The sequence below is a fragment of the Lacihabitans sp. CS3-21 genome (assembly GCF_024343675.1).
In the GTDB taxonomy this organism is placed as follows: domain Bacteria; phylum Bacteroidota; class Bacteroidia; order Cytophagales; family Spirosomataceae; genus Leadbetterella.
This window is the reverse complement of sequence record NZ_RJUD01000003.1, coordinates 1-22,721: the sequence shown is the minus strand read 5'-3', so window position 1 is coordinate 22,721 and position 22,721 is coordinate 1. Positions and strand designations below refer to the sequence as shown.

The 22,721-nt window shown below is 36.7% G+C and carries 19 protein-coding genes; 8 read left to right on the top strand and 11 right to left on the bottom strand.

Annotation, left to right across the window (positions count from 1 at the left end):
* The first annotated feature begins 61 nt into the window (after positions 1 to 61).
* Complete coding sequence (locus tag EGI24_RS02620; protein ID WP_255046706.1) at positions 62 to 2,194, top strand: peptidylprolyl isomerase; 2,133 nt, start codon at positions 62 to 64, stop codon at positions 2,192 to 2,194.
* 86 nt (positions 2,195 to 2,280) lie between these two features.
* On the opposite strand, the gene EGI24_RS02615 is transcribed toward EGI24_RS02620, so the two are convergent.
* The gene (locus EGI24_RS02615; protein WP_255046705.1) at positions 2,281 to 3,654 is read right to left on the bottom strand and encodes a Gfo/Idh/MocA family protein; all 1,374 of its coding nucleotides are present in this window, start codon (positions 3,652 to 3,654) and stop codon (positions 2,281 to 2,283) included.
* Positions 3,655 to 3,880: 226 nt separating this feature from the next.
* A complete protein-coding gene (recG, locus tag EGI24_RS02610) occupies positions 3,881 to 5,977 on the bottom strand; it encodes an ATP-dependent DNA helicase RecG (protein WP_255046704.1) in 2,097 nt (698 codons plus the stop codon).
* Positions 5,978 to 6,051: 74 nt separating this feature from the next.
* Here recG and EGI24_RS02605 point away from each other — a divergent pair, with 74 nt between their 5' ends.
* Positions 6,052 to 7,857 (top strand): MutS-related protein, encoded by a 1,806-nt coding sequence (locus EGI24_RS02605; RefSeq protein WP_255046703.1) that lies wholly within the window; start codon positions 6,052 to 6,054, stop codon positions 7,855 to 7,857.
* A 132-nt stretch (positions 7,858 to 7,989) separates the two neighbouring features.
* Here EGI24_RS02605 and EGI24_RS21940 read toward each other — a convergent pair whose 3' ends face one another.
* The 6 genes from EGI24_RS21940 to EGI24_RS02580 all read right to left on the bottom strand — a co-directional run bounded on the left by EGI24_RS21940 (position 7,990) and on the right by EGI24_RS02580 (position 15,958).
* The gene (locus EGI24_RS21940) at positions 7,990 to 8,163 is read right to left on the bottom strand and encodes a DUF952 domain-containing protein (protein WP_409035464.1); all 174 of its coding nucleotides are present in this window, start codon (positions 8,161 to 8,163) and stop codon (positions 7,990 to 7,992) included.
* 80 nt (positions 8,164 to 8,243) lie between these two features.
* A complete protein-coding gene (locus EGI24_RS02600) occupies positions 8,244 to 8,732 on the bottom strand; it encodes an RDD family protein (protein ID WP_255046702.1) in 489 nt (162 codons plus the stop codon).
* A 685-nt stretch (positions 8,733 to 9,417) separates the two neighbouring features.
* The gene (locus tag EGI24_RS02595; RefSeq protein WP_255046947.1) at positions 9,418 to 12,774 is read right to left on the bottom strand and encodes an efflux RND transporter permease subunit; all 3,357 of its coding nucleotides are present in this window, start codon (positions 12,772 to 12,774) and stop codon (positions 9,418 to 9,420) included.
* A gap of 79 nt (positions 12,775 to 12,853) precedes the next feature.
* Complete coding sequence (locus tag EGI24_RS02590) at positions 12,854 to 13,993, bottom strand: efflux RND transporter periplasmic adaptor subunit (RefSeq protein WP_255046701.1); 1,140 nt, start codon at positions 13,991 to 13,993, stop codon at positions 12,854 to 12,856.
* 22 nt (positions 13,994 to 14,015) lie between these two features.
* Positions 14,016 to 15,356 carry a TolC family protein gene (locus EGI24_RS02585; protein ID WP_255046700.1) on the bottom strand — a complete coding sequence of 447 codons (1,341 nt, stop codon included), beginning with the start codon at positions 15,354 to 15,356 and terminating at the stop codon, positions 14,016 to 14,018.
* A gap of 5 nt (positions 15,357 to 15,361) precedes the next feature.
* Positions 15,362 to 15,958, bottom strand: a complete 597-nt coding sequence (locus EGI24_RS02580) for a TetR/AcrR family transcriptional regulator (RefSeq protein WP_255046699.1) — start codon at positions 15,956 to 15,958, stop codon at positions 15,362 to 15,364.
* 307 nt (positions 15,959 to 16,265) lie between these two features.
* Between EGI24_RS02580 and EGI24_RS02575 the strand changes: the two genes are divergently transcribed.
* From EGI24_RS02575 to EGI24_RS02565, 3 genes are read left to right on the top strand one after another with little or no spacing between them, the layout of a single operon-like run.
* Entirely contained in the window at positions 16,266 to 17,291 is a 1,026-nt protein-coding gene (locus tag EGI24_RS02575) for a quinone-dependent dihydroorotate dehydrogenase (protein WP_255046698.1), read from the top strand.
* Positions 17,291 to 18,016, top strand: coding sequence for a bifunctional demethylmenaquinone methyltransferase/2-methoxy-6-polyprenyl-1,4-benzoquinol methylase UbiE (gene ubiE / locus EGI24_RS02570; protein ID WP_255046697.1), 726 nt, complete (start codon positions 17,291 to 17,293; stop codon positions 18,014 to 18,016). Before EGI24_RS02575 ends, ubiE begins: the two co-directional genes overlap by 1 nt.
* The gene (locus EGI24_RS02565) at positions 17,989 to 18,702 is read left to right on the top strand and encodes an outer membrane beta-barrel protein (RefSeq protein WP_255046696.1); all 714 of its coding nucleotides are present in this window, start codon (positions 17,989 to 17,991) and stop codon (positions 18,700 to 18,702) included. The genes ubiE and EGI24_RS02565 overlap by 28 nt, the downstream gene beginning before the upstream one ends.
* Here the strand turns inward: EGI24_RS02565 and EGI24_RS02560 are convergent.
* Entirely contained in the window at positions 18,677 to 19,441 is a 765-nt protein-coding gene (locus EGI24_RS02560) for a copper homeostasis protein CutC (RefSeq protein ID WP_255046695.1), read from the bottom strand. The two genes, EGI24_RS02565 and EGI24_RS02560, sit on opposite strands and share 26 nt — an antisense overlap.
* A 161-nt stretch (positions 19,442 to 19,602) precedes the next feature.
* Between EGI24_RS02560 and EGI24_RS02555 the strand changes: the two genes are divergently transcribed.
* From EGI24_RS02555 to EGI24_RS02545, 3 genes are all read left to right on the top strand, one after another.
* Entirely contained in the window at positions 19,603 to 19,824 is a 222-nt protein-coding gene (locus tag EGI24_RS02555) for a DUF2795 domain-containing protein (protein WP_013409416.1), read from the top strand.
* 95 nt (positions 19,825 to 19,919) lie between these two features.
* On the top strand, positions 19,920 to 20,588 hold the full coding sequence (locus tag EGI24_RS02550) for a helix-turn-helix domain-containing protein (protein ID WP_255046694.1): 669 nt from the start codon (positions 19,920 to 19,922) through the stop codon (positions 20,586 to 20,588).
* A gap of 173 nt (positions 20,589 to 20,761) precedes the next feature.
* Entirely contained in the window at positions 20,762 to 21,949 is a 1,188-nt protein-coding gene (locus EGI24_RS02545) for a porin (protein WP_255046693.1), read from the top strand.
* A 12-nt stretch (positions 21,950 to 21,961) separates the two neighbouring features.
* Here EGI24_RS02545 and EGI24_RS02540 read toward each other — a convergent pair whose 3' ends face one another.
* Both EGI24_RS02540 and EGI24_RS02535 read right to left on the bottom strand, forming a co-directional pair.
* Positions 21,962 to 22,333 carry a VOC family protein gene (locus EGI24_RS02540; RefSeq protein WP_255046692.1) on the bottom strand — a complete coding sequence of 124 codons (372 nt, stop codon included), beginning with the start codon at positions 22,331 to 22,333 and terminating at the stop codon, positions 21,962 to 21,964.
* Positions 22,334 to 22,426: 93 nt separating this feature from the next.
* On the bottom strand, positions 22,427 to 22,721 hold a 295-nt coding region (locus tag EGI24_RS02535), incomplete at its 5' end, for an efflux RND transporter permease subunit (protein ID WP_255046691.1).

The window sequence follows — 22,721 nt, the reverse complement described above, 5'->3', positions numbered from 1 at the left end:
CACCTCAAAAAATTTTCACAATTAAAAAGGATTTGAAAATCAGTATTTTTTAAAAAACAAAATGGCAATAGTTAACAAAATCAGAGAAAGATCAGGAATAGCAGTAGCGGTTATAGCCGTGGCATTATTGTTATTTATTGTGGGCGGTGATATTTTTTCTAACCAAGGTGGAGGACTTTTCGGTTCATCTGCCAATCAGGTAGGTGAAATAAACGGTACAAAAGTAGATTACCAACAATATGTTGCTTTAGTTGAAGCTCAAAAATTACAACTAGAAAGTTCAACTGGCAGATCTGCCAATGAGCAAGAGGTGGCTCAAATAAGAGAGCAGGTTTGGGAAAAACTGATTTTTGAAAACGTTTATGTAGAAGAATTTGAGAAATTAGGCATCACCGTTTCTGATGATGAATTAAGAGAACTTATTCAAGGTGCAAAAAATATGCATCCATATGTAAAACAACAGTTTTCTGACCAACAAGGAAATTTCAATGCGGCTCAACACGCTGAATTTATTAGATCCTATACAAGCGGAAGTATGCCAGCAGCTCAAAAAGCCATGTGGGATAATTTCAAAAGAGAGTTGAAAACCATCAGAATGAGAGAGAAATATTCGAATCTTTTAAATAAAGCCTCTTTTGTAACAACGGCTGAAGCAAAGGCTGAATACGTTGCTAATACAGAAAAAGCAAGCGGCAGGTTCTTATATGTTCCTTTTTATTCTATTCAAGACTCTACTATCAAAGTGGAGGATAGCGAGATTACAAACTACTACAGCAAGCACAAAGAGGAGTTTACACCTTTTGATAGCAGAAGTATTACTTATGTAGCTTATCAGCTTACTCCTACAAAAGATGACAGTGCCGCTTTAAACACGGAAATCAGAAACTTAGCAAAAGGTCTTGCAGCGGCTCCAAATGCTCAAACTTATGCCAACTCTAATACAGACATTAGAACTCCATATTTGAGATCAGCTAACGAAATATCACCAGATCTAAAGGCAGCACTTTCGACGGCCATCGTAGGCTCGCTTGTGGGTCCTTTCAAAGAAGGTAACACTTACAGTATTCATAAATTTGAAGGTACAGATACTGATTCTCTTTACACAGTAAGAGCTAGCCATATTTTAATCAGAGCTGACTCAACTATGTCAGACAGTGCAAGAGTTGCAGCAAGAGCCAAGGCTGAAATTATTTTAAGCCAAGCCAAAGCTGGTGCAGACTTTGCGACATTAGCTAGCCAAAATGGTACAGATGGAACAGCTCAAAACGGTGGAGATTTAGGTTCTTTCCAAAACAACGGAGCCATGGTTAAACCTTTCGAGTCAGCCATTTTTGCTTTTTCAGGTACTGGAGTTTTGTCAAATTTAGTTGTTACAGACTTCGGATATCACATCGTTAAGGTAACAGAGCCAAAATCCAATACAAAATACAAATTAGCCTCAATAAACAAAGAGCTACAAGTAGGTGAATTGGCGGCTAATGAAACTTTCCAAAAGGCTGAGAATATTAGATCGGGTGCAAAAACCTTGAAAGATTTGGAAGCTGCTGTAAAAAAAGACAATTCATTGACGCTTTTGAACGCTGAAAATTTATTACCAAATAGCACGAATGTTAACACCATTCAAAACGCCAGAGAAATTGTAAACTGGGCTTATGGAAAAGACGTGGAAGAGGGTGACGTAGCGGATAGAGTTTTTGTTTTGGGTGAAACTTATGTTATTGCTGCACTAAAATCAGCCTCTGATAAAGAAAGCCCTGAAGCTCTAGACTTTAAAGATGCCATTTCTGCGAAAGTTAGAAATGAAAAGAAAACTGAAAAAATCATCGCGAAATTGGGAGATGGAAAAGGGGATTTAGTCGCTCTTTCAAAAAAATATGGAGCAGGTGCATTGGTTGAAACAGTTACTGATATAAACTTTTTTAGTGGAATGTTGAACAGTGCAGGTTTTGACGCAATAGCATTGGGCAAATTGTTTGGATTGAAAGCAGGACAAAGAAGTAAGGTATTCGCAGGTGAATCAGGTGTATTTGTGATGGAAACTACAGCGAAAACGCCAGCACCAGCTATTTCTGACTATACTGCATTTAAACTCCAAGTAGAGCAAAGAACCGGAATGGGCCGTATGGGCATGATAGGTGAGCAAATTCTTAGAGAAAACGCTAAAATAGTAGATAACAGAGCAAAATTGTTCTAACATCTCGAGTTTTCAATATTGAAAAAGCCCGAAGAATCAGATTCTTCGGGCTTTTTTGTATTTTAAATAATTTTTTTTTAAAAATATTAAACAATCTTGTAATCGGGATGAATCCAAGGCTGACGATACTTCCTAGTCAATTTTGCAGTTGCTTCTTTATCACCAACGATAATCTTCTTCACAGGGTCATAAACCACTGGACGGCCCAACTCCATAGAGATGTTGGCCAAAATACAACTTGCGGTAGAAATATGACCTTCTAATATATCTGCAACTGGCTTTGTTTTGTTTTCTATAGCTGCTAGAAAATCCAACATATGTAACCTGGTGGCTGGAGCTGCATTCAGTTCAATCCTTTCCTCGGTCAAATCCTCAGGATATTTTTCTTTCTCAAAAACCACATCTTTGTGAATTTTTTCTCCGTTATTATTTCCGTTTGGAATAAAATCATATCGCATGGTTGATGCCTTCAATGTCCCTTTTTCGCCATAAATAAATAATGCCCAAGGATAGTCAGGATCTGGAGGTGTTCCCCACGAGCGGTGTGTCCACACACAGTTCAGTTCATCATGTTCAAAAACAGCGGTTTGTGTGTCTGCAATATTAGATTTGGCTTCTTTATTCATGTAAATCCCACCAACCGCACTTATTTTTTTTGGCCATCCTAAGCCCAACATCCATCGGGCGGTGTCGTACATGTGTACACACATATCTCCAGTGATACCATTGCCATATTCCATAAATGTTCTCCACCAACGTATGTGAGGAATACCATCATAAGGACGCATTGGAGCTGGTCCGGTCCACATTTCATAATCAAAAAAGTCAGGAACCGGCTCTAAAGGTGGGTTAGCGTTGTTTCGCATAGAATAATAACAACACATTTCTACATGCTTTATTTTGCCCAACATTCCAGTGTCTATGATATTCTTTTTGGCTTCTATTAGGTGAGGCGTACTTTTTCGTTGTGTGCCTACTTGCACTACTTTGTTGTATTTTCGGGCAGCGGCTACCATGGCTTCTCCTTCCATAACGTCCACACTGATAGGCTTTTGGACATATACGTTAGCTCCAGACTTTACCGCATCAATCATCATCAATGAGTGCCAGTGGTCTGGTGTACCAATGAGTACAATGTCTAATTCGTTCTCTTTCAAAAGCTTACGATAATCGCCATAAAGTTTTGGCCTTTTACCGGAGCTTTGTCTTTTTGAAACCAAATCGGCGGCCGCATTGAGCATGTTTTTGTCTACATCACAAAGTGCTACCACATCCACAGAGGCCACTTGAATAAGTCTAAATAGGTCACTTTTACCGTACCATCCAGTACCAATGAGAGCCACACGATAAATTTTGTTGGGATTCAGCATGTCCATGGCGTTGGCTCCAAAGTGACTAAGAGCCAATGAAGCGGCCGCTCCTTTAAGAAAATGGCGGCGATTGATATTGAAAGTTTTCATTTATTGGGTTGAATATTTATTGTTTGTAAATATATAGAAAATAGTTTCAAAAATCATTTTTAGCTGATAATGATTATGTTTCAATAAAATGAAGAACTTATATGATAATATTTAAATAAAACATCAATAAATAAACTTTAACAATTTGCTAGCTGTAAGTGATAATTGTTTGTCCGACTAAAATGAACTGGTGTGAATCTGTGATAATCCCTGTTTTAGCCAAACCTCAACTGATCCTATTCCAACTCAATTCTTTGTTCTTGATTTTGTCGATATGCAGTTTGATGGGTAAATGGTCAGGCATTTCGAGTTCAGGGTCGCTTTTGAGTATCTTAAACGCCTCCTCGCGGGCTATTTTTAGTATTCCCTCGTCCTTGGCCAAGTTGGCTATTTTGAGGTCTATCAGCCCGCTTTGCTGAGTTCCACTCATGTCGCCTGGGCCACGTAGTTCAAGATCCACTTGAGAAATCACAAAACCGTTCTCCGTTTGCACCATGGTTTGTAAACGTTTTTGGGTGTCTTTAGAAAGTTTATAGTCAGTCATCAGAATACAAAACGATTGGTCGGCTCCCCTACCCACTCTGCCTCGCAACTGGTGCAACTGCGACAAACCAAACCTTTGGGCACTTTCTATCACCATCACACTGGCATTGGGTACGTCCACTCCAACTTCTATCACGGTGGTAGCCACCATTATTTTGGTTTCGCCTTTTTTAAAGCGTTGCATTTCGTATTCTTTGTCCTTGGGCTTCATTTTGCCGTGTACTATACTCAATGGCACTCCTGGAAATGCCCTTTCTATAGATTCATAACCATCATAAAGATTTTTCAAATCCAGTTTCTCAGATTCTTCAATGAGTGGAAAAACCATGTAAATCTGTCGACCTTTTTTGAGTTCATCACGCATAAACTCAAAAACTTTAAGCCTGTTAGCGTCGTAACGATGCACCGTAATAATTGGTTTTCTACCCGGTGGCATTTCATCTATTTCAGAATGATCCAAGTCTCCAAAAAGCGTCATGGCCAAAGTTCTTGGAATTGGAGTTGCGGTCATAACCATCATGTGTGGGTAAAAAGTCTTATTTTTCTCCCAAAGTTTGGCTCTTTGAGCCACTCCAAACCTGTGCTGTTCGTCAATCACACAAAGGCCGAGGTTTTTAAACTGCACGATGTCTTCCAAAAGGGCGTGTGTACCTACTAGTATTTTCAATTCACCACTCAACAAAGCTTCATGAATTACGGCCCGATCCTTTTTCTTGGACGAACCTGTCAATAATTCTATTCTCACGCCCAACAAATCGCCATATTTTTTTAAATTGGCATAATGTTGTTGAGCCAAAATCTCCGTTGGAGCCATCATACAAGCCTGTGCACCACTGTCAATGGCCATAAGCATAGAAATAAACGCTACAATGGTTTTTCCGCTCCCTACGTCGCCCTGAATCAGACGATTCATTTGTTTCCCCGATTTCAAGTCTGCAAATATTTCTTTGATAACCCTTTTTTGGGCACCCGTAAGATCAAAGGGTAAGTGATTGTTGTAGAATTCTGTTATTAAAGCCGTTTTTAGGAAAACTTGACCAGCATAATCGTTTTTGCGAACTAAACTTAGCTTTATAAGCCTCAGCTGATTATAGAAAAGTTCCTCAAACTTTAGCCTTCGTTGTGCTTGGTGCAGTTCTGCCTGAGATTTTGGAACATGCAACCACCTTAAAGCATGTTTTTTAGCAACCAATCTGTATTTTGTGAGCAAAGATTCTGGAATGGTTTCGTTGATATACGGATCTGCAATGTCCAAAAGGTTTTTGACCCAAATACTGATTAATTTGCTCTCAATGTATCGCTTTCTTAGTTTTTCTGTCAACGAATATATCGCCTGAAAATAGCCTTTTTGGGAGTTGTTCGGATTAAGAAGCTCGATTTCTGGATGAGTAATGGAATAGTTTCCACCAAACCAAACGGGCTTGCCGTACACCACATACTCGGCATTTAGTTTGAGATATTTCTGAAAATAGGTGATGCTCTGAAACCACACCAACTCCATATGGCTACTGGAATCTCGGAAAGTCGCTACCAGCCGTTGTTTGCCCACGCCGCTTCCAATCAGTTCAACAGAAACTACTCTTCCAACTATTTGGGCCGCAAACATATCCTCAGTAATGTCGGCTATTCGGTGAAACTGCGTGCGGTCTTCGTGCCTGAATGGATAATATTCGAGCAAGTCAGCGAAGGTAAATATGCCCAACTCTTTGTTTAGCCACTCGGCCTTTTGTGGGCCAACGCCTCGGAGGGATTCTATTTTGGTTTCAAAAAAAGAAGACATGGAACAAAAATAGGCATTTGAGCCGTTATTTGATTAATTCTCAATTATTTTTGCCTTTTCAACCAGATTATTCAATGATACAGTTTTACGAAACACAACTAAAGTCGCTCCTCGAAAATAGAGAAGTCCTGCAAAAAACCTATAATAAGACTTCCACGTATCGACTATTTTTCTTGGTTATTGGTTCGCTTTGTCTAATAAAAGCCTTTCAGATAAATATCTATTTAGGTGGAGTTTTGCTTATTTTATTTTTGGGTGGGTTTTATTATTTGGTGAAATATCATGAGGAAACAGAAGAAAATTTACTTCAAAATGACCATCAGCAGACCTTATTAAAAAACGAAATTGGGATTTTAAACAGTGAACCCAATGGTATTTATAGCGATGGCAGTGATTTTTCGAATCCGCACCATATTTTTTCTGCAGACTTAGATTTGTTTGGACCGAACTCGCTTTTTCAATTATTAAATCGTGCCAAAACAAGGTGGGGTGTGGAATTATTAGCAAAAAACATGCTTGAAATTGAATCTGCGGTAGATGGTTTACATAAAAAACAAGAAGCTACTGCTGAATTAAAAGAGAAAACCACTTGGCGACTGAAGTTTTTGGCTTCTTTGATAAGTATTCCCAGCTCACTGGCTGATTCTTCTCATCAAATTTCCCAAATTTCTATTCCGCCAAAATTAGCACTAGGTACTTTCCTGAAATATTATGGAAAAATAGTTCCTTTGGTTTGGATTGCTTTATTTGTGGGTTTTTACTTAATAAAATTTGAGGGAATTGGTTTTGGAGTCGGTGGCTTGGTGCTTTTCCATTTTTACCTCAATGGCCTTAACAAGAAAATAACCGAACTTTATTTTGAGCAAATATCGGTAACAGGAAGGGCATTGCAGAGTTTCTCAAAAGCCGCAGAATTGATTGCCAATGAGGAGTTTTCGTCTAAAATTTTACAAGAAGCATTAAAAGATTTCCCAAGAGCTAACTTGCAATCTAAAAATCCAATAGAAGACTTTTCATTGATTGTGAAGCGTTTAGAAATGCGGAAAAACATGATAGCATGGATTTTTCTAACCAGTGCCAGACCCTTTGAACCAATAGAAACTTTAAAAATGGGCGACTGGCTGAGTCAAAACCCAAATTTCTTCAAGGAAATATTTAAGGGCATAGCTATTCTTGAATATTACGCCAGTTTGGGTACCCTACATTTTAATAATCCAGACTGGTGCCTACCAAGTTTTCATGAAGAAACTGAAACGTTTATAAGTGCTAAACAAATAGGTCATCCTTTGATAAAGGTGCATAAACCTATTTCCAATGATTTTGAATTGAATAACCATAATCGTGTAAACCTGATTACGGGCAGTAACATGTCGGGTAAAAGTACTTTTCTGAGAACTATTGGAATCAACATTATTTTGGCAAATATGGGAGCTCCTGTTTTTGCCCTAAATCTCCATTTAAGACTTGGAATAGAGCCCATTTGTTATATGCGTATCACGGATTCTATTTACGAAAACGCCTCTACTTTCAAAGCGGAGATTGAACGGCTAAAACTTGTTTTGGAAGCTTTGAAAAATGGCAAATTACATATCTTTTTGATAGACGAAATGCTCAGGGGAACCAACTCAGAAGACAAACTAAAAGGCTCTATGGCTTTGTTTGAAAAACTCGTCAATGAAAATGCCATTGCACTACTCGCCACCCATGATTTGCGATTGTCGGAAATTTCCGCAAAACATACCAATAAGGTCAAAAACTTCTATTTTGAATACTCTACAGCCAACGGAGAGCTTATTTTTGATTATTTGATAAAAGAAGGCGTTTGTAAAAGCTTTAACGCTTCTTTACTTTTGGAAGCCATTGGTTTAAAGATGTCTTGAAATATATACATGAAAATGACCTCCTAATCTGGATTAAAATAGGACTAAACATTAAACTCATAGAAATTGTACAAATAAATCCGTTAAGGTTCCATTGAAAACTTTCACAATAGCATTACGATTTAAACCACCCTACAAATATGGGTAAATTTCATTGTTGGTAGATTTCTCTGACTTAATCGCTGAAGTAAATTTTGACTCATTAATGGAAAGTAAAACCAAGTTGCCCTCATTTTTATAATATCGCTCCAATGTGTCTATTACCTTAACTATCTTTAGACAAAGGAATAAAGCCTTCTTGCTCAAAATTATTTGAAAAAAATGGAACCCCGACTTTGAAATTGCCCCAATAATCTTGTCTGACAATAAGATAAAGTATACAAAAATTAATTAGAATCCACCACAATGGCATTGACTATCAAATCATGAAGATTTTGTTTTCTGGTTGTAAACAAACATAAAATCCAAAGAAATATAAAAAAGAAGCCGGAAGCAAATTTAATTAATGAACGGAAAAAAGCCTCAAAAATATTTATTGAACTTCCATCCACTTTAATAACCTTTATTTTCATCAGCATTTTACCAATAGTGGCTTGTTTAGGTGTGGCCAACAAAACAAAATCATAAATAAATGCAACAAAAAAAACACCTAATAAGGTTATTGCTAAAACAAGAAATGCTCCAATACCAGCAAATGCTCCCTTCACTATATCTTCTCCAAATTGAAAATCTTTTAGACCCATAGCCCCTAATAAACCTCCAAAAGGTGCAAAAACTAGTGAAAATAAGACATAATTGATTAATAGTACTAACACAACATCAAGAAGAAAGGCGGCAAAACGCCTTCCAAAACTAGCAAATCTAAAGTTTTCCATGGTTATAAATTAAAGGGTCAAGAATAAATGATACAATTAAAATAGAATTTTAATCTTTTGCAAACGCTCACTCAAACACTTGCTGCCTATAAACTAATGTTTGTAGGCAATCCTTCTAAACTAATTAAATTCTTTTCTTGAAAATATACGTTTAATCTAACTATGACTTTTTATTCTTCCCGACTAAAGTGGATATTTCTATCGCCATAATATTCAAAAAAAGAAACTACAAGACCACAGAAGGTTTGAATTAAATCTATTTCTACTCCGAAAATTTGTATAGTCTTTAGGCAATCATTAAAGTTCAGGGTATTTTCATCTTGATTATCTAGATTTTTTAAAACAGCAAATGCTTTTACATATAACCTTATAATCAAAGACAATTTGTAGAGCCAATAAAATGTCAAGGTATTCTCTTGCTTATGGTGGGCAGTTTCATTTCTACTACTTATCAAATTTATAAAAATCAATTGAAATGTTCGACCTCTCTGAAGTCTTAATTCTATTTAGTTTTTCCTTCTTAACAGAATTTGACAAATCCTCGGTCAAGAATAATCGAAAAAGATATGAACGAATTTTGTCAATAGAGGATGGTATCAAAGATGTCAAAGGATTTTACACCACCTCAAATCAGAAAGGCCTCCCATTTCCATGAGAGGCCTTCCAAAAATACTAGATCAGCATGTTACTTCTTCCAAAGCTTTACTTTCATTCGCTCGTTAATGTAGTACATACACGGCACAATTACCAAAGTAAGAATAGTTGAGAATGTTAGACCATAAATAATGGTCCAAGCCAAGATATTCCAAAATACAGCACTATCTCCACCAGTATGAATAACAGGATTAAGATCTACAAACATTGCACCGAAATCCACTGTTAGACCCAAAGCGAGCGGTATTAGGCCAAGAACTGCAGAAGCTGCCGTTAGTAAAACAGGCGTTAGTCGCGTTGAACCGGCTTCTATAATGGCTTCTTTTAGTTCATATCCTCTTCCTATGAGTTCATCTGTAAATTCTATTAGCAATATACCGTTTTTAACCACAATCCCCGCCAAAGCAATGATACCTACTCCTGACATAATCACAGAGAATGTTTTACCAAACAACATAAAGCCTAAAAGTACGCCTATTAAACTTAAAAGAATGGTCACAAAAATGATTAGAGGCTTAATAATGGAATTAAACTGAGCCGCCAAAATCAAATAAATAAGTACTAAAGATACCAAGAATGCTCCTCCCAAAAATGCCATTGATTCAGCTTGTTCTTCTTGCTCACCACCTTGGCGAATAACATATCCAGCAGGTAAACTTATTCCGCCTATGGCATTTAATATCTCTTTATTAACTTCAGTGGCATTATATGGCAAAATCACATCAGACGAAAGAGTAATGATACGCTCGTTATCCTTGCGGTTGATTTGCGAAAACGTAGAAGTATAGCTGATATCTGCAACAGATGAAAGCGGAACGTTTCTTAAAACCCCACCCATATTCATATCGCGAGAGGTTACGTTCATACTCAAGAGTTTCTCCACTTGGTTTCGATCTTCATGCTTCAAACGCAATTGAATTGGATATTCGTCCTCTGTATCACGGAACTTAGAGATTTCAGTACCAAAAAGGGCTGTTCGAATCGCCATAGCAATTGTTGCCGAACTAATACCTTCTCTCGAGGCTTTTTCGCGATCAACATTTACAATAATCTCTGGTTTATTGGTAACCAAGTCAGACTTTAGTTCTTCAATACCTTTAATTCCAGCCTCTTCTATTTTCCTCCTTACTTCTTTCTCAATTCTAATCATTTCATCGAACTCCTTACCAACAATTTCAATTGCAATTGGCTTACCCGTTGGAGGCCCATTGGATTCTCTTTGAACTGAAATTTCAGCACCCGGTATACCCATAGTTTTTTCTCTAACTTTGTTGAGTATTTGCTCAGAAGAGATACCGTTTCTTGCATCTTTTTTCACGAAAGCAATGGTCACTTTAGACTTATGCGGCGTTGCTGTCCTGTCGGGGTTCATAGGGTCTCCCGCATTTTTACCCACGTTAGAAATCACCGAATTCACCGCCAATTCGGCTTTGTTTTCTTTGATTACCTCAAAAACTCTTCTTTCAATTTCTTTGGTGACCTCATCTGTTTTGGTAGCATCTGTTCCCACTGGAAGAACGTTGTAAACATAAATATAATCAGGCTCAGCACTTGGGAAAAATATAACTTCTGGCTTGACAATGCCCATCAAAACAATGGTAAAAATTAACAAACCAAACATACTTATCACGGCCCAAATAGGCTTACTACCCGAAATCAACCAAGAGATAAGCGTTTTATAGTTGTTCTTAAGTTTTGGCAGTAGTTTATCTTGAAAAGGTAAGATAAGTTTTGGTGTAAGAATAAAATGATTGAAAATATAAAGAATAATAATCAACACTGTAAAGTTAGCTACACCTCTGAAAGATGTATTTCCACCAAAAGATATCAAATATGAAACAGCTGCAATAGCTCCAAGAACGATTAGGGGCTTCTTGAGCGACTTCCAACCCTTGTCGAGGTGGTGGTCATCTTCATCACGTTTCATAAACGAAATCGCAAATATTGGGTTCATGACATAAGCCACAATCAATGAGGCCAATAAGGTAAATATCAAAGTATAAGGCAAATACTTCATAAATTCTCCCACTATTCCATCCCAAAAGAGTAAAGGAAAAAATGGTGCTATAGTTGTTAAAGTACCTGAAAGCACAGGAACAAACACCTCAGATGCTGCCAATTTCACTGCCTCTGTGATAGTCAAATGTTTGTGCATGTTGAATATTCTATGGGAGTTTTCAATAACCACAATGGCGTCATCAACGACAATTCCCAAGCCCAATAGGAATGCAAAAAGCACCATGGTATTGAGCGTAAAGCCCATCAACAATAAAGGATAAAATGCTAATAAAGCCGAAAGTGGAACGGAAAGACCAACAAAAATGGCATCACGAACACCCATGAAAAACATCAAAACAAAAACTACAAACAAGAAACCAAGAACCACAGTATTGATAAGGTCGTCTAAGTCTGCTTTGGTTCTTTCACTTGAATCCGCAGTAATCGTAATTTTTAAACCTTCCGGCATATCTCCCGACTTAAATTCAGCCAGAATTTCTTCGATTTTTTCGGATGCTATTACCAAGTTTTCCCCTCCACGTTTTATGACGTTCAAGGTTACCACCGACTTGTTGTCTAATCTCGCAAAATCCTGACGCTCGGCATTGGAATCCACTACCTCAGCAATATCGCCAAGTTTAACGGTAGCTCCTTGTCCTGAACGGATGATTACATTTTTAATTTGATCAATAGACTTAAATTCTCCAGCTACTCTTAGTGAACGTCTAACATCCTGCACATTAAGTTCACCACCTGAAATATTCACGTTTTCGCCTTGAATGGCCGACTGTATATCATAAAATGCAATCCCGTAAGCTTTCATTTTATTGATGTCCAAGTTGATTTGAATTTCTCTTGTCAAAGCACCAACTATGTCCACTCTGGTTATTTCTGACATGGCTTCAATCTTGTCTTGCAACTGCTCACCATAAGATTTTAATTTTTCCAGAGGAAAATTACCCGATATGTTGATATTCATAATCGGAAACTCTGAGAAATTAACCTCTACAGCCGATGGGTCTTGTGTCAAATCCTTTGGGAGGTCCCTTTTTGCTCTTTCAATTGCACTTTTGCATCGTTCTTTGGCAACTACTACATCCACATCTGTTTCGAATTCAACAATAATAACCGACACATCTTGAAGAGCATTAGATTTGATTTTCTTTACTCCCTTCTCAGATTTTAACTGTTTCTCTAAAGGTTTGTTAATTAGGTTTTCGATATCTACAGGAGTGGTACCTGCATAAACCGTTTGCACAACTACCTGAGGTACCACAATTTCTGGAAACTGTTCCTTTGGTAAGCCGTTGAATATAAAATAGCCAGCTATAGTTACCAAAAAAGTTATTAAATAGACCGTGGTTTTATTTCTTGCCAAACCACCAATCATATTATATATAAACCCTTTGGCTTCGGGAAGCTTAGATTCATGTATATTTTTTTCGTTCATTTTAATGTTATTTTTGGTATCAATAATTGATCAATTGGCCGTCTACAATCTCTTGGTAACCTTGTGTAATCAATAAGTCACCCGAAGAAAGGCCAGAGATTATTTCAATTTTTCCATCATACGATAGACCTGTTTTTACAACCTTAGCTCTTGCAATTTTCTTGTTACCTTCAGTTTCTGCCACATAAACTATAGAGCCCTGTTCAGTATTTTGCACAAAACTCTCCGTAATTACTATTGCGGCACCTTTCGACTGGTCATTTACGTTCATGATTGCTGTTAAATTTGGCTTGAGTGCTTTGTCAAAATTTGGTACCTTAGCCTCTACAGTAAAAGTTCTAGAAACTTGATTAATCGTTTGACTTACATAAGAAAGTTTAGCGGAGATTTCTTTTTGAAGGTCAGGGAATTTAATTTTTACCATATCTCCTTTTGAAATCGTTCCTGCATAAGTATCAGGTACGTTGGCAACCACTTTCAAGTCGCTGAAGTTAACGATTCTGACAATTCCAATTCCAGGAGCTGCTATTTCGCCAGCTTTTAGTCTTACTTCGTCTACAACTCCGGATATTGGTGACACTACTACGTTAAATACATCTTGAGATTTTAATGTATTTATTCTTCTTTCAAGAGATTCTACTGCTGATTTAGCTTGGATGTACTGAACTTCAGTCCCGATTTTTTGATCCCAAAGATTTTTTTGTCTTTCAAAAATCGTTTTTGCAGTTTCAAGTTGAATTTCTACCTCCTGCATTGAATTTCTCAAAATAGAATTGTCAATGGTAGCTATTTTCTGTCCTTTGGTAACATAATCTCCGATTTTCACAAAAACTCGCGTCAAAGCACCTCCAGTTTGTGGACTTACAAACACGTTGTTTTCCGCTTCTAATCTACCGGTGGCTTCTACAAAGTGTTGGAAATTTTCGGTGACAATTGGCGAAACCGAAACCGTTTTAACTTTTTGTTCCTTATTGGGTTCTAATTTATCAATTTCGCTTTGTAATTTTTGAATTTTATCTGTAAGCGTGCTCACTTCCTTTTGAAGAGTGGCTAATTGAGTCTTTTTACCTGCCAAAGAGTTGTCTTCTTTTTTACCACATGAAACCGTGACAAAAACCATCAGACTCATTAATAGTATGCTAGTGAATGCTTTTTTCATTTTATTTTTAGATATATAATTTTTACTGTTTAATTAATTTTCCTTGTGCTTTATCCAAATCTACTTTGGCTATTAAAACATCATATAATGCACTGAAATAGTTGTTCTGTGCTTGCTTTAGATCTGATTCTGCATTTACCACCTCCAGGTTTGTACCCAAACCCTGCTGATATTTGATCTTCGAAACTCGTAAAACTTCAGCAGCCAAATCCATATTCCTAGTTTGGATGTCTAAAGCTTCAAAGCCATTTCTTATGTTTATTTTTGCCTGTTCGTTTTCAAGCTTAAAAGATTCTTTTAAGATTTCCATGCCGTTGTCAATCTTGATTACATTCAAACGCTGACGTTCTACTTGCACTTTTCTCAAGCCAGAATCATAAATCGGAATTCTAACACCCAATGTCAAAGCCGAAGAGCCAAACCATCTCTCAAAAGGATTGAATTGAGGATTGCTATGACCTGCCCCCAGGTTACCACTAAATGAAACCGAAGGAAAAACACCTTTTTGATATCTTTCCATATTTAGAAGCGTCAGTTTCTTGTTGGTTTGCATTTGCAAAAACTCTATTCGATTTTCGGGATTAACTTCCTCACCAACCAAGCTCTTAATCATTTTTACATCATCGTTATTGAGCGTTTCTTTGAGTGTAATTCTGGCATCTTGTGGATAGGACATCTGAAACTTCAACAGTTGATAAGTCAAACTTATTAAATTATTCAGCTTTTGTTTTTCCGTAATAAGATTGTTTCGTTGAACATTCAACCTGTCCACATCAATTTTTTCTACAAACCCTTGCTTTACATACTGTTCAGTCTGATAAATTGCGGTATCCATTCTAGTAATATTCAAATCCAAGATTTTAGACCTTTGCTCAGCAACCAAAGCCGAATAGTAAGCTTTAATTACATTCTCAGCCACAGTAACTTTGGACTTAGTCAAATCTTGGCTGGCCATAAGCCTATAAGTATCCGCTGCTCGCAAACCTACCAACCATGTAGCATCAAAAATCAACTGGTTTACTGCAATACCTGCTTGACCGCCCCAAGGAACGCCAAATTTGAATTTAACTACTTCGCCTTCAGCGGCTTCTGGATTAAAGTTTTTGGCATCAATCAATTGAGTAGGAACAATGGCATTGTAAGTGTATCCAAACTGCCCGTTGATTTGTGGCATACCAGAATACTTTATTTCCTTGATCTGCAACTCGGCGTCTTGCATACCTACCAGTGAGTTTTTAACACTCGAGTGGTTTTTTATGGCATAATCCACAGCTTCCTCTATAGAAAAGGCGGATTGTGCACGGGCATTTGTTGCTATCAAAGTAACAATAAATGCCAGAAGTAATAGTTTTGTTTTTTTCATAATTATTAAATTGCTAAACGTGTTTTTTCGTAAATTTCTAATCCTTTTGTTGTTACTATTCCCCGTATAAAATGATCCATACTCTCCAGTTGCACTTTAAGTATATTGTATAAGTTTGGAGGAAAAAGCTCCATATTAAAAGCCATATCAATGGTTTCAACTCTGAGTTTAGACATCACCTCAACGTCAATATCAGACCTATAAAGTTTTTGGGCAATTCCTTCATTCAAATTTTTCTTGACTATTTCAAGATGGACAGTTTTAAAATCCATATACTTTTTCCAAGAATTTGGATGATATTTTTTCATATCAAAAAACAGCACCACATTCACATTCTCGAGCATTTCACGCATCATTTTTGTCGAAAACATCAACTCTTCGATTGGGTTTTTCGATGCATCAATAATCATACAAGTCTTAGTCATTTGATTAGACATTGCATTTTCGGTTACTTTCTCTACCAAATCATCCTTGTCAGTGAAATAATGGTAAATAGTTTTTTTTGAAATACCCAGCTCTTTTGCAATATCATCCATGGTAACGCTTCGGATTCCGAAACGAAAAAACATAGACTCTGCCGTATTAATTATTCTTTGCTGCATATCGTAAAAAACTTAGGAAACTTTTAAAAGGTTCAAAGTTTTTATTATTTTTTTTATATGCAATTATCGTGCAATTTTGTACTTACAACATTAATAGAAAATAAGAAATATATAAAAGGCTAATATTCAGGCATAAAAGGTTGATATTTCAAAATTAAAGTTTTACTTAAATTTTTATTAAATGGTATTATTTAAAGAATTTATTAAACATATCATAAAAACATAAGCTTAAAAAAAAACCAGATTAGGTCAATTTGACATTCCCATGATTTAGAATTAATTTTGTTGATTAAACCAATCAAAAGCATTGTCGCTCTATAAAAATCTCGTTTTTCCTCTTCTTACTAAGTTTGACCCAGAGCGGATTCATTATTTCGCAATGGATTGCCTAAAGCTTGCTTGTTCGATTCCAGGTGTAAAAAATATTCTTAAAAAAAATTTAGAAGTAAAATCCGTTAGCCTACATCGTAATTTTTTGGGTTTAGATTTTAAAAATCCAGTGGGTTTGGCAGCGGGTTTTGACAAAAATGCTATTTGGATAGATGAATTGGACTGCTTGGGTTTTGGATTTATAGAAATTGGTACGGTGACACCCAAGCCACAAGAAGGAAATCCCAAACCTCGATTATTCAGACTAAAAAAAGACGAAGCACTTATAAATAGGATGGGCTTCAACAATGGAGGAGTTGAAGAAGTTGTAAAAAATCTAAAAAAACGGAATTCGAAAATTATAGTTGGCGGTAATATTGGTAAAAATAAATTAACCGAAAACGAAGATGCCCTAAGTGATTATTTGATTACTTTCAAAGCAATGGTCGATTATGTTGATTATTTTGTAGTAAATGTATCATCACCTAATACGCCTGGTTTGAGGGATTTACAAGAAAAAGAGCCATTGAAGAAAATACTCGCAGCCCTACAAATAGAAAACCAAAAGCATAAAAAACCCGTTCTACTAAAAATAGCACCTGACCTCACAGATTCTCAGCTCGACGATATAGTGGAAATAGTGACAGAAACTGGCATCGCAGGTGTAATAGCTACCAATACCACTTTATCTAGAGCCAACTTAAAAACCGATAACGCAGAAGTAGAAAATATTGGAGCTGGCGGTTTGTCAGGCAAGCCATTAAAAGATCGTTCAACGCAAGTAATCAAATATTTGAGTCAGAAAAGCGGTGGAAATTTTGGCATAATTGGTGCAGGAGGAATATACACCGCTCAAGATGCGAAAGACAAACTGGAAGCTGGTGCGAGTTTGGTTCAAGTATATTCGGGTTTTATATATGAAGGTCCTTCAATAGCAAAAAATATCAATAAAGAACTAATATAATGAGTGTAGTACCCTACAAAGATAGTAACGATAGCAAAAAAGAACAGGTAGCCGATATGTTTGATAGCATTTCAGGCAAATACGATTTTCTGAATAGGTTACTCAGTGGCGGTGTGGATATTTATTGGCGAAAGAAGGCCCTGAGCATGATAAAAGACCGCACAAATAATTTGGTGTTGGATATTGCAACCGGAACTGGCGACTTAGCTATTGAAGCCAATAAAATTCTCCAAGTTGATAAAATAATTGGTGTAGACATTTCAGAAGGCATGCTGAATGTGGGTAAAGAAAAAATCAAAAAACTTGGCCTAACAGACAAAATAGAACTTCAGATGGGTGATTCGGAGAAATTACTCTTCAATGACAATACTTTTGATACGGTTATCGTTTCTTTTGGTGTCCGCAATTTCGAGAATTTACTCAAAGGACTTACCGATATGTGTCGTGTTTTGAAACCCGGCGGAACATGTTTGGTAGTAGAATTCTCAAAACCGGCTAGTTTTCCATTTAAACAATTCTATTGGTTTTACTCTACTAAGATTTTACCTATAATCGGCAAATTGGTGTCTAAAGACAGCTCGGCTTATAGCTATTTACCCGAGTCAGTCAAAGCCTTTCCAGACGGTAAAGCCTTTTTAGATGTTTTCGAACAGGCTGGTTTTAAAGAAACCTCCGTAAAAACCCTTACATTTGGCATATGCTCAATCTATTTAGGAAAGAAATAATAGTATTAACGATATTGGTTTTATCTGTCAAAGTATCTTTTGGTCAGATAAAAACCAAGTTTCAGCCTAATTACGACAATAAAAAGATACATTTTGGCTATTTTTTGGGTCTGGCAAATACCAAATACAATATAAAATTTAATAATTCTTATCTAGCCGATGTAAACAACGGAAAAGTTTATGCAATAAGCTCTCCTACTTCCATGGGTATTAAAGCGGGTGGACTGGTAAACGTGTACATAAACGACTATCTAGATTTTAGGTTTTCACCACTCTCAGTTTCTATATATTCTAGAAAGCTCCTTGAGAACGACAGTATAGCTCACAATCAAGAGGACAAAGCTTGGTTTGAAATACCTGTACAACTCAAATACAAATCAGAAAGAAGAAACAATTCCAGAATGTTTGTGTTTGCAGGCTTGAAATATGGATTTGAAACCAACGTGGTCAACAAAAAAAATAACATTACCAAAGTGGATAATTTCACTACAAAAACGAGTGATTTTTCTGTGGAATATGGTATGGGTCTTGAGCTTTTTCGTGAATATTTCAAAGTCACTCCCGAACTACACTTTTCTCATGGCATTAAAAACATGGTTAATCCGGGGGGAAATCGTTCCAGCTTTTTGAGTTATGTTGACAAACTAAAAACGCATTCTGTTACTTTATATTTAGTGTTTCAATAATTCCCTTGGCTTGCCTTATTAATTCAACTTCTGCTTCATAGTTGACGAATTCATCCGCGTCTTTGGATCCCATATTAATATTTGAGTTTCTGAATATCATCTCGCTGGGAAATGACTTTTTTGCCGAAAAATGATACGCATCAACATCCGCAGCGGCGATTTCACGAATATTTGTGGGATTTACACCGCTTCCAGCCATTATATTTATTCTGTTTGAAGCAATCTGTTTGAATTCTTTTAAATTAGGAACCGCTTCAATGGCCGTCTGAAATTGACCAGATGTCAAAATATTATCTATCCCAAGTGAAATAAGCTGCTCAATAGCCAAATGTGGATTATTGCACATATCAAAAGCCCTATGAAAAGTAACCGGAAAGTCCCCAATAGCCTCCAATAACCTGGCATTGCCTACTAAATCAATATCTCCATTTGCCAAGAGCATGCCAATCACAAAACCAGCTGGCTGATATTCTTTCAGCAGTTTAATGTCGGCCATCATTACTTGCATTTCGTCCTCATTGTATAAAAAATCACCCCCTCGAGGCCGAATCATCACATAGGCTGGAATATTTACTTGGTCAACAACAGACTTCAAAAGACCCGCACTTGGCGTAGTGCCGCCTTCTAAAAAACCTCCACAGAGCTCTAGACGATCCGCACCACCCAACTCGGCATTTTTACATGATTTTAGACTAAAACAACAGATTTCTAAAAGTTTTTTGTTGGCAAAATTGGTCATTTATAAAAAATTAAAATGCTGAAAATTAAGCAAATAGCTCTATTTTGTGTTTTTTTAGGGAATTTATGACAATTTTTTTTATTAATTGCGTTTTACTGTCAAAGTTTTTTATACTTTTGCAGCCAAATTTAAAAGGATTTTTAACTAAAACGAGTGGGAATATGTACTGGACACTAGAACTTGTTTCTTATTTGGAAGACGCCCCTTGGCCAGCAACTAAAGACGAATTGATAGATTTTTCTATAAGGTCCGGAGCTCCAAATGAGGTGATTGAGAATTTGTCAGAATTGGAAGACGACGGTCAACCCTACGAAAATATCGAGGAGATTTGGCCTGATTATCCAACCAAAGAAGACTTCTTCTTTAATGAAGATGAATATTAAGCGTATTCACTGATTTAATAAAATAAACACCTCTATCGGGGTGTTTTTTTTGTGCATTCTGTTTAGTATATTTGAACAACAGAGCCTATAAAATCATGACTATAACAAAGCACTTCGAAAGACCTGAACTAAAAACTCTAAGGCAGTTGGTTAGACAAGGAGAAGGGCAACAGCTTGAATTTAAGCTAAAAAGCAATCATCCAGACAAAATAATGAAGGAAGTAGTTGCTTTTGCCAATTCTGATGGAGGAAAATTACTAATTGGAGTAGCTGACGACAAAGAACTTATTGGCCTTAAATATCCTGACGAAGATGAATATATTATTTCAAAAAGCATAGAGAAGTTCATTTTCCCAAAGATAAACTACCACCTCGAAAAAATCCGCTTGGATAACGAGAAAGAAGTGCTAATTTATGATATTTTGGCAAGTGAAATCAAGCCTCATTACCTTGATTTGAAGGGAATTCCAGACGAACGCAAGATATTTGTAAGAAGTGCAGATAAATCTATCCAAGCCAGTAAGGAAGTTAAAGAAATACTAAAAGGTAAGAAAAAAGACAAAGGCTATAAATTTGCTTATGGCGAAAAAGAGACTTTGTTGATGAAATACATAGACTTTAACAAAGAAATAACCGTAACAAAGTTTTCAGAAGTGGCCCAAATACCAAAAAAAATTGCCAGCCGCACTTTAGTTTTGCTTGTATTAGCAGGTGTGCTGAGAGTTAACCCGAGCGAGATGGAAGACACATTTTCGATGATTTGAGGAATAATCTCTCTTCGCAGTAATCAAATATTAATACAAACTTAACAATTTCATAACATTGATAATTTAGGGTTGAAGCCAATTATTGTGAATTTTGCAACAAAATTATAAATGACTATCCAATAGCTGTTTATGATTGGGAGTAAATCCCAAAAAATTACCAATAAGAATCAATGAGAAAAACAGTATTCGCGACAATTTTTGTCGCTATGTCTGCGTATGCTTTTGCACAGACAAAACCAACCGAAACTTCACAAAAAAAATGGTTTGAAAAAATTAGTCTGAGAGGTTATGCTCAACTTCGATATAATCGCCTATTTGAAACCAACCCAGCTCTTAAGTGTGACCAGTGTGACAGATCACTAGGAGAAAATGGAGGATTTTTTCTTAGAAGGGGTCGTTTGATTCTTTCTGGCGACATTTCGGATAGACTATATATTTACATACAACCCGATTTTGCTTCCAACCCAAATTCTACATTTCAAAATAGTTTTCAAGTAAGAGATGCTTACTTTGACTTGGCTTTAGAAAAGGATAAGGAGTTCAGGATAAGGTTTGGGCAGAGCAAAGTACCATATGGCTTTGAGAACATGCAGTCTTCACAAAATAGGCTTGCTTTAGACAGAAATGATGCCTTAAATAGTGCCGTATCCAATGAGCGGGATTTAGGAGCTTTCTTCTACTACGCCCCCAAAGAAATTAGAAGTAGATTTAGTGCTTTGGTCAATACTGGCCTAAAAGGTAGTGGCGATTATGGAGTTTTTGGCTTTGGTCTTTACAATGGTCAAACCGCCAATCGTGAAGAGTTGAACAACAATTTGCACAAAGTTGCAAGACTAACCTATCCATTTAAACTGGATAACGGGCAATTTATTGAGGCCAGCGTTCAGGCTATTTCGGGCGAATATACCATAGCTACTTCGACAGGCAACAAGCTGACATCCAATACTTTTGATGACAAACGCATAGCGGGCACTTTAGTTGTCTACCCTCAGCCATTGGGTCTTCAGGCTGAATATAATGTTGGAAAAGGGCCTGAGTTTGACCCTGCTGCAAAAACAACCACCCTACAAAACTTAAAAGGCGGCTACGTACAAACTATGTACAGAATCAAAACTGACAAAAGTGAGATTATACCTTTTGTAAAATATCAATACTATAACGGAGGTAAAAAGTTTGAAATAGACGCAAGAAAATATCTGGTAAAAGATCTAGAAATCGGTATTGAATATCAAATCAAGAATCATTTTGAATTGGTAGCACTTTATATGATTTCTGACAGAACTTTTGAGGATTATGCCAAACCAGTAAATCATCAAAAAGGCAGAACTTTAAGACTACAGGCTCAATTTAATTTTTGAGAAAATCAAATGCTAAGAAAGACTAAAATGAGGATTAAATATCAAACCGATGATATTTGCCCAAGGATCTTTCAAGGAAGCAATGATTATACCTCCACCTACATCGGTGGGTTCCTCGTGACGATTTGCCCCCAAACTTATTAATGCTTGGTAGGATTCTGAAACATTTTCTGCACCCCAATAAGTAATCACAGAATCTGACTTTTCAGTACTTTGTGCTTCTTCTTCTGGCTGCAAACCCAGTTCATAGCCTGCAACATTAAACCCAACATAAAAAGGTTCATCAAAATATGGCTCGAAACCTAAAAAGTCTGAATACCACTTTTTGGCCTTTTCCATATCTGATACTTTGTAGATGGTTGTCCGTAAACCCAATAATTTCATAGCTTTCAAATTTAAGATTTATTAAAAGTATTGAAAATACGTGTTACTTCTAAACCATTCCAAGTTTTGCTAAAAAAATACTCCTTTTTACATTTAAACCGACGGTGGCAACAATTTATACATCACTGGGGTAACTATCCTAGTCAGAATCAAAGACGAAATCAAACCGCCAATAATAACCAAAGCCAGCGGTGAGTACAATGGTGAATGCTCCAAGACCAATGGAATTAATCCTCCAATGGCAGTCATTGTAGTCAAAACAATAGGAATAAACCTCGTTTTACCAGCTTTTTCAATGGCTTCATCAATTGACAAACCTTCTTCTTTTCGGAGATAGTTGGTGTAATCTACCAGCAAAATGGAGTTTTTAACCTCAATACCAGCTAAA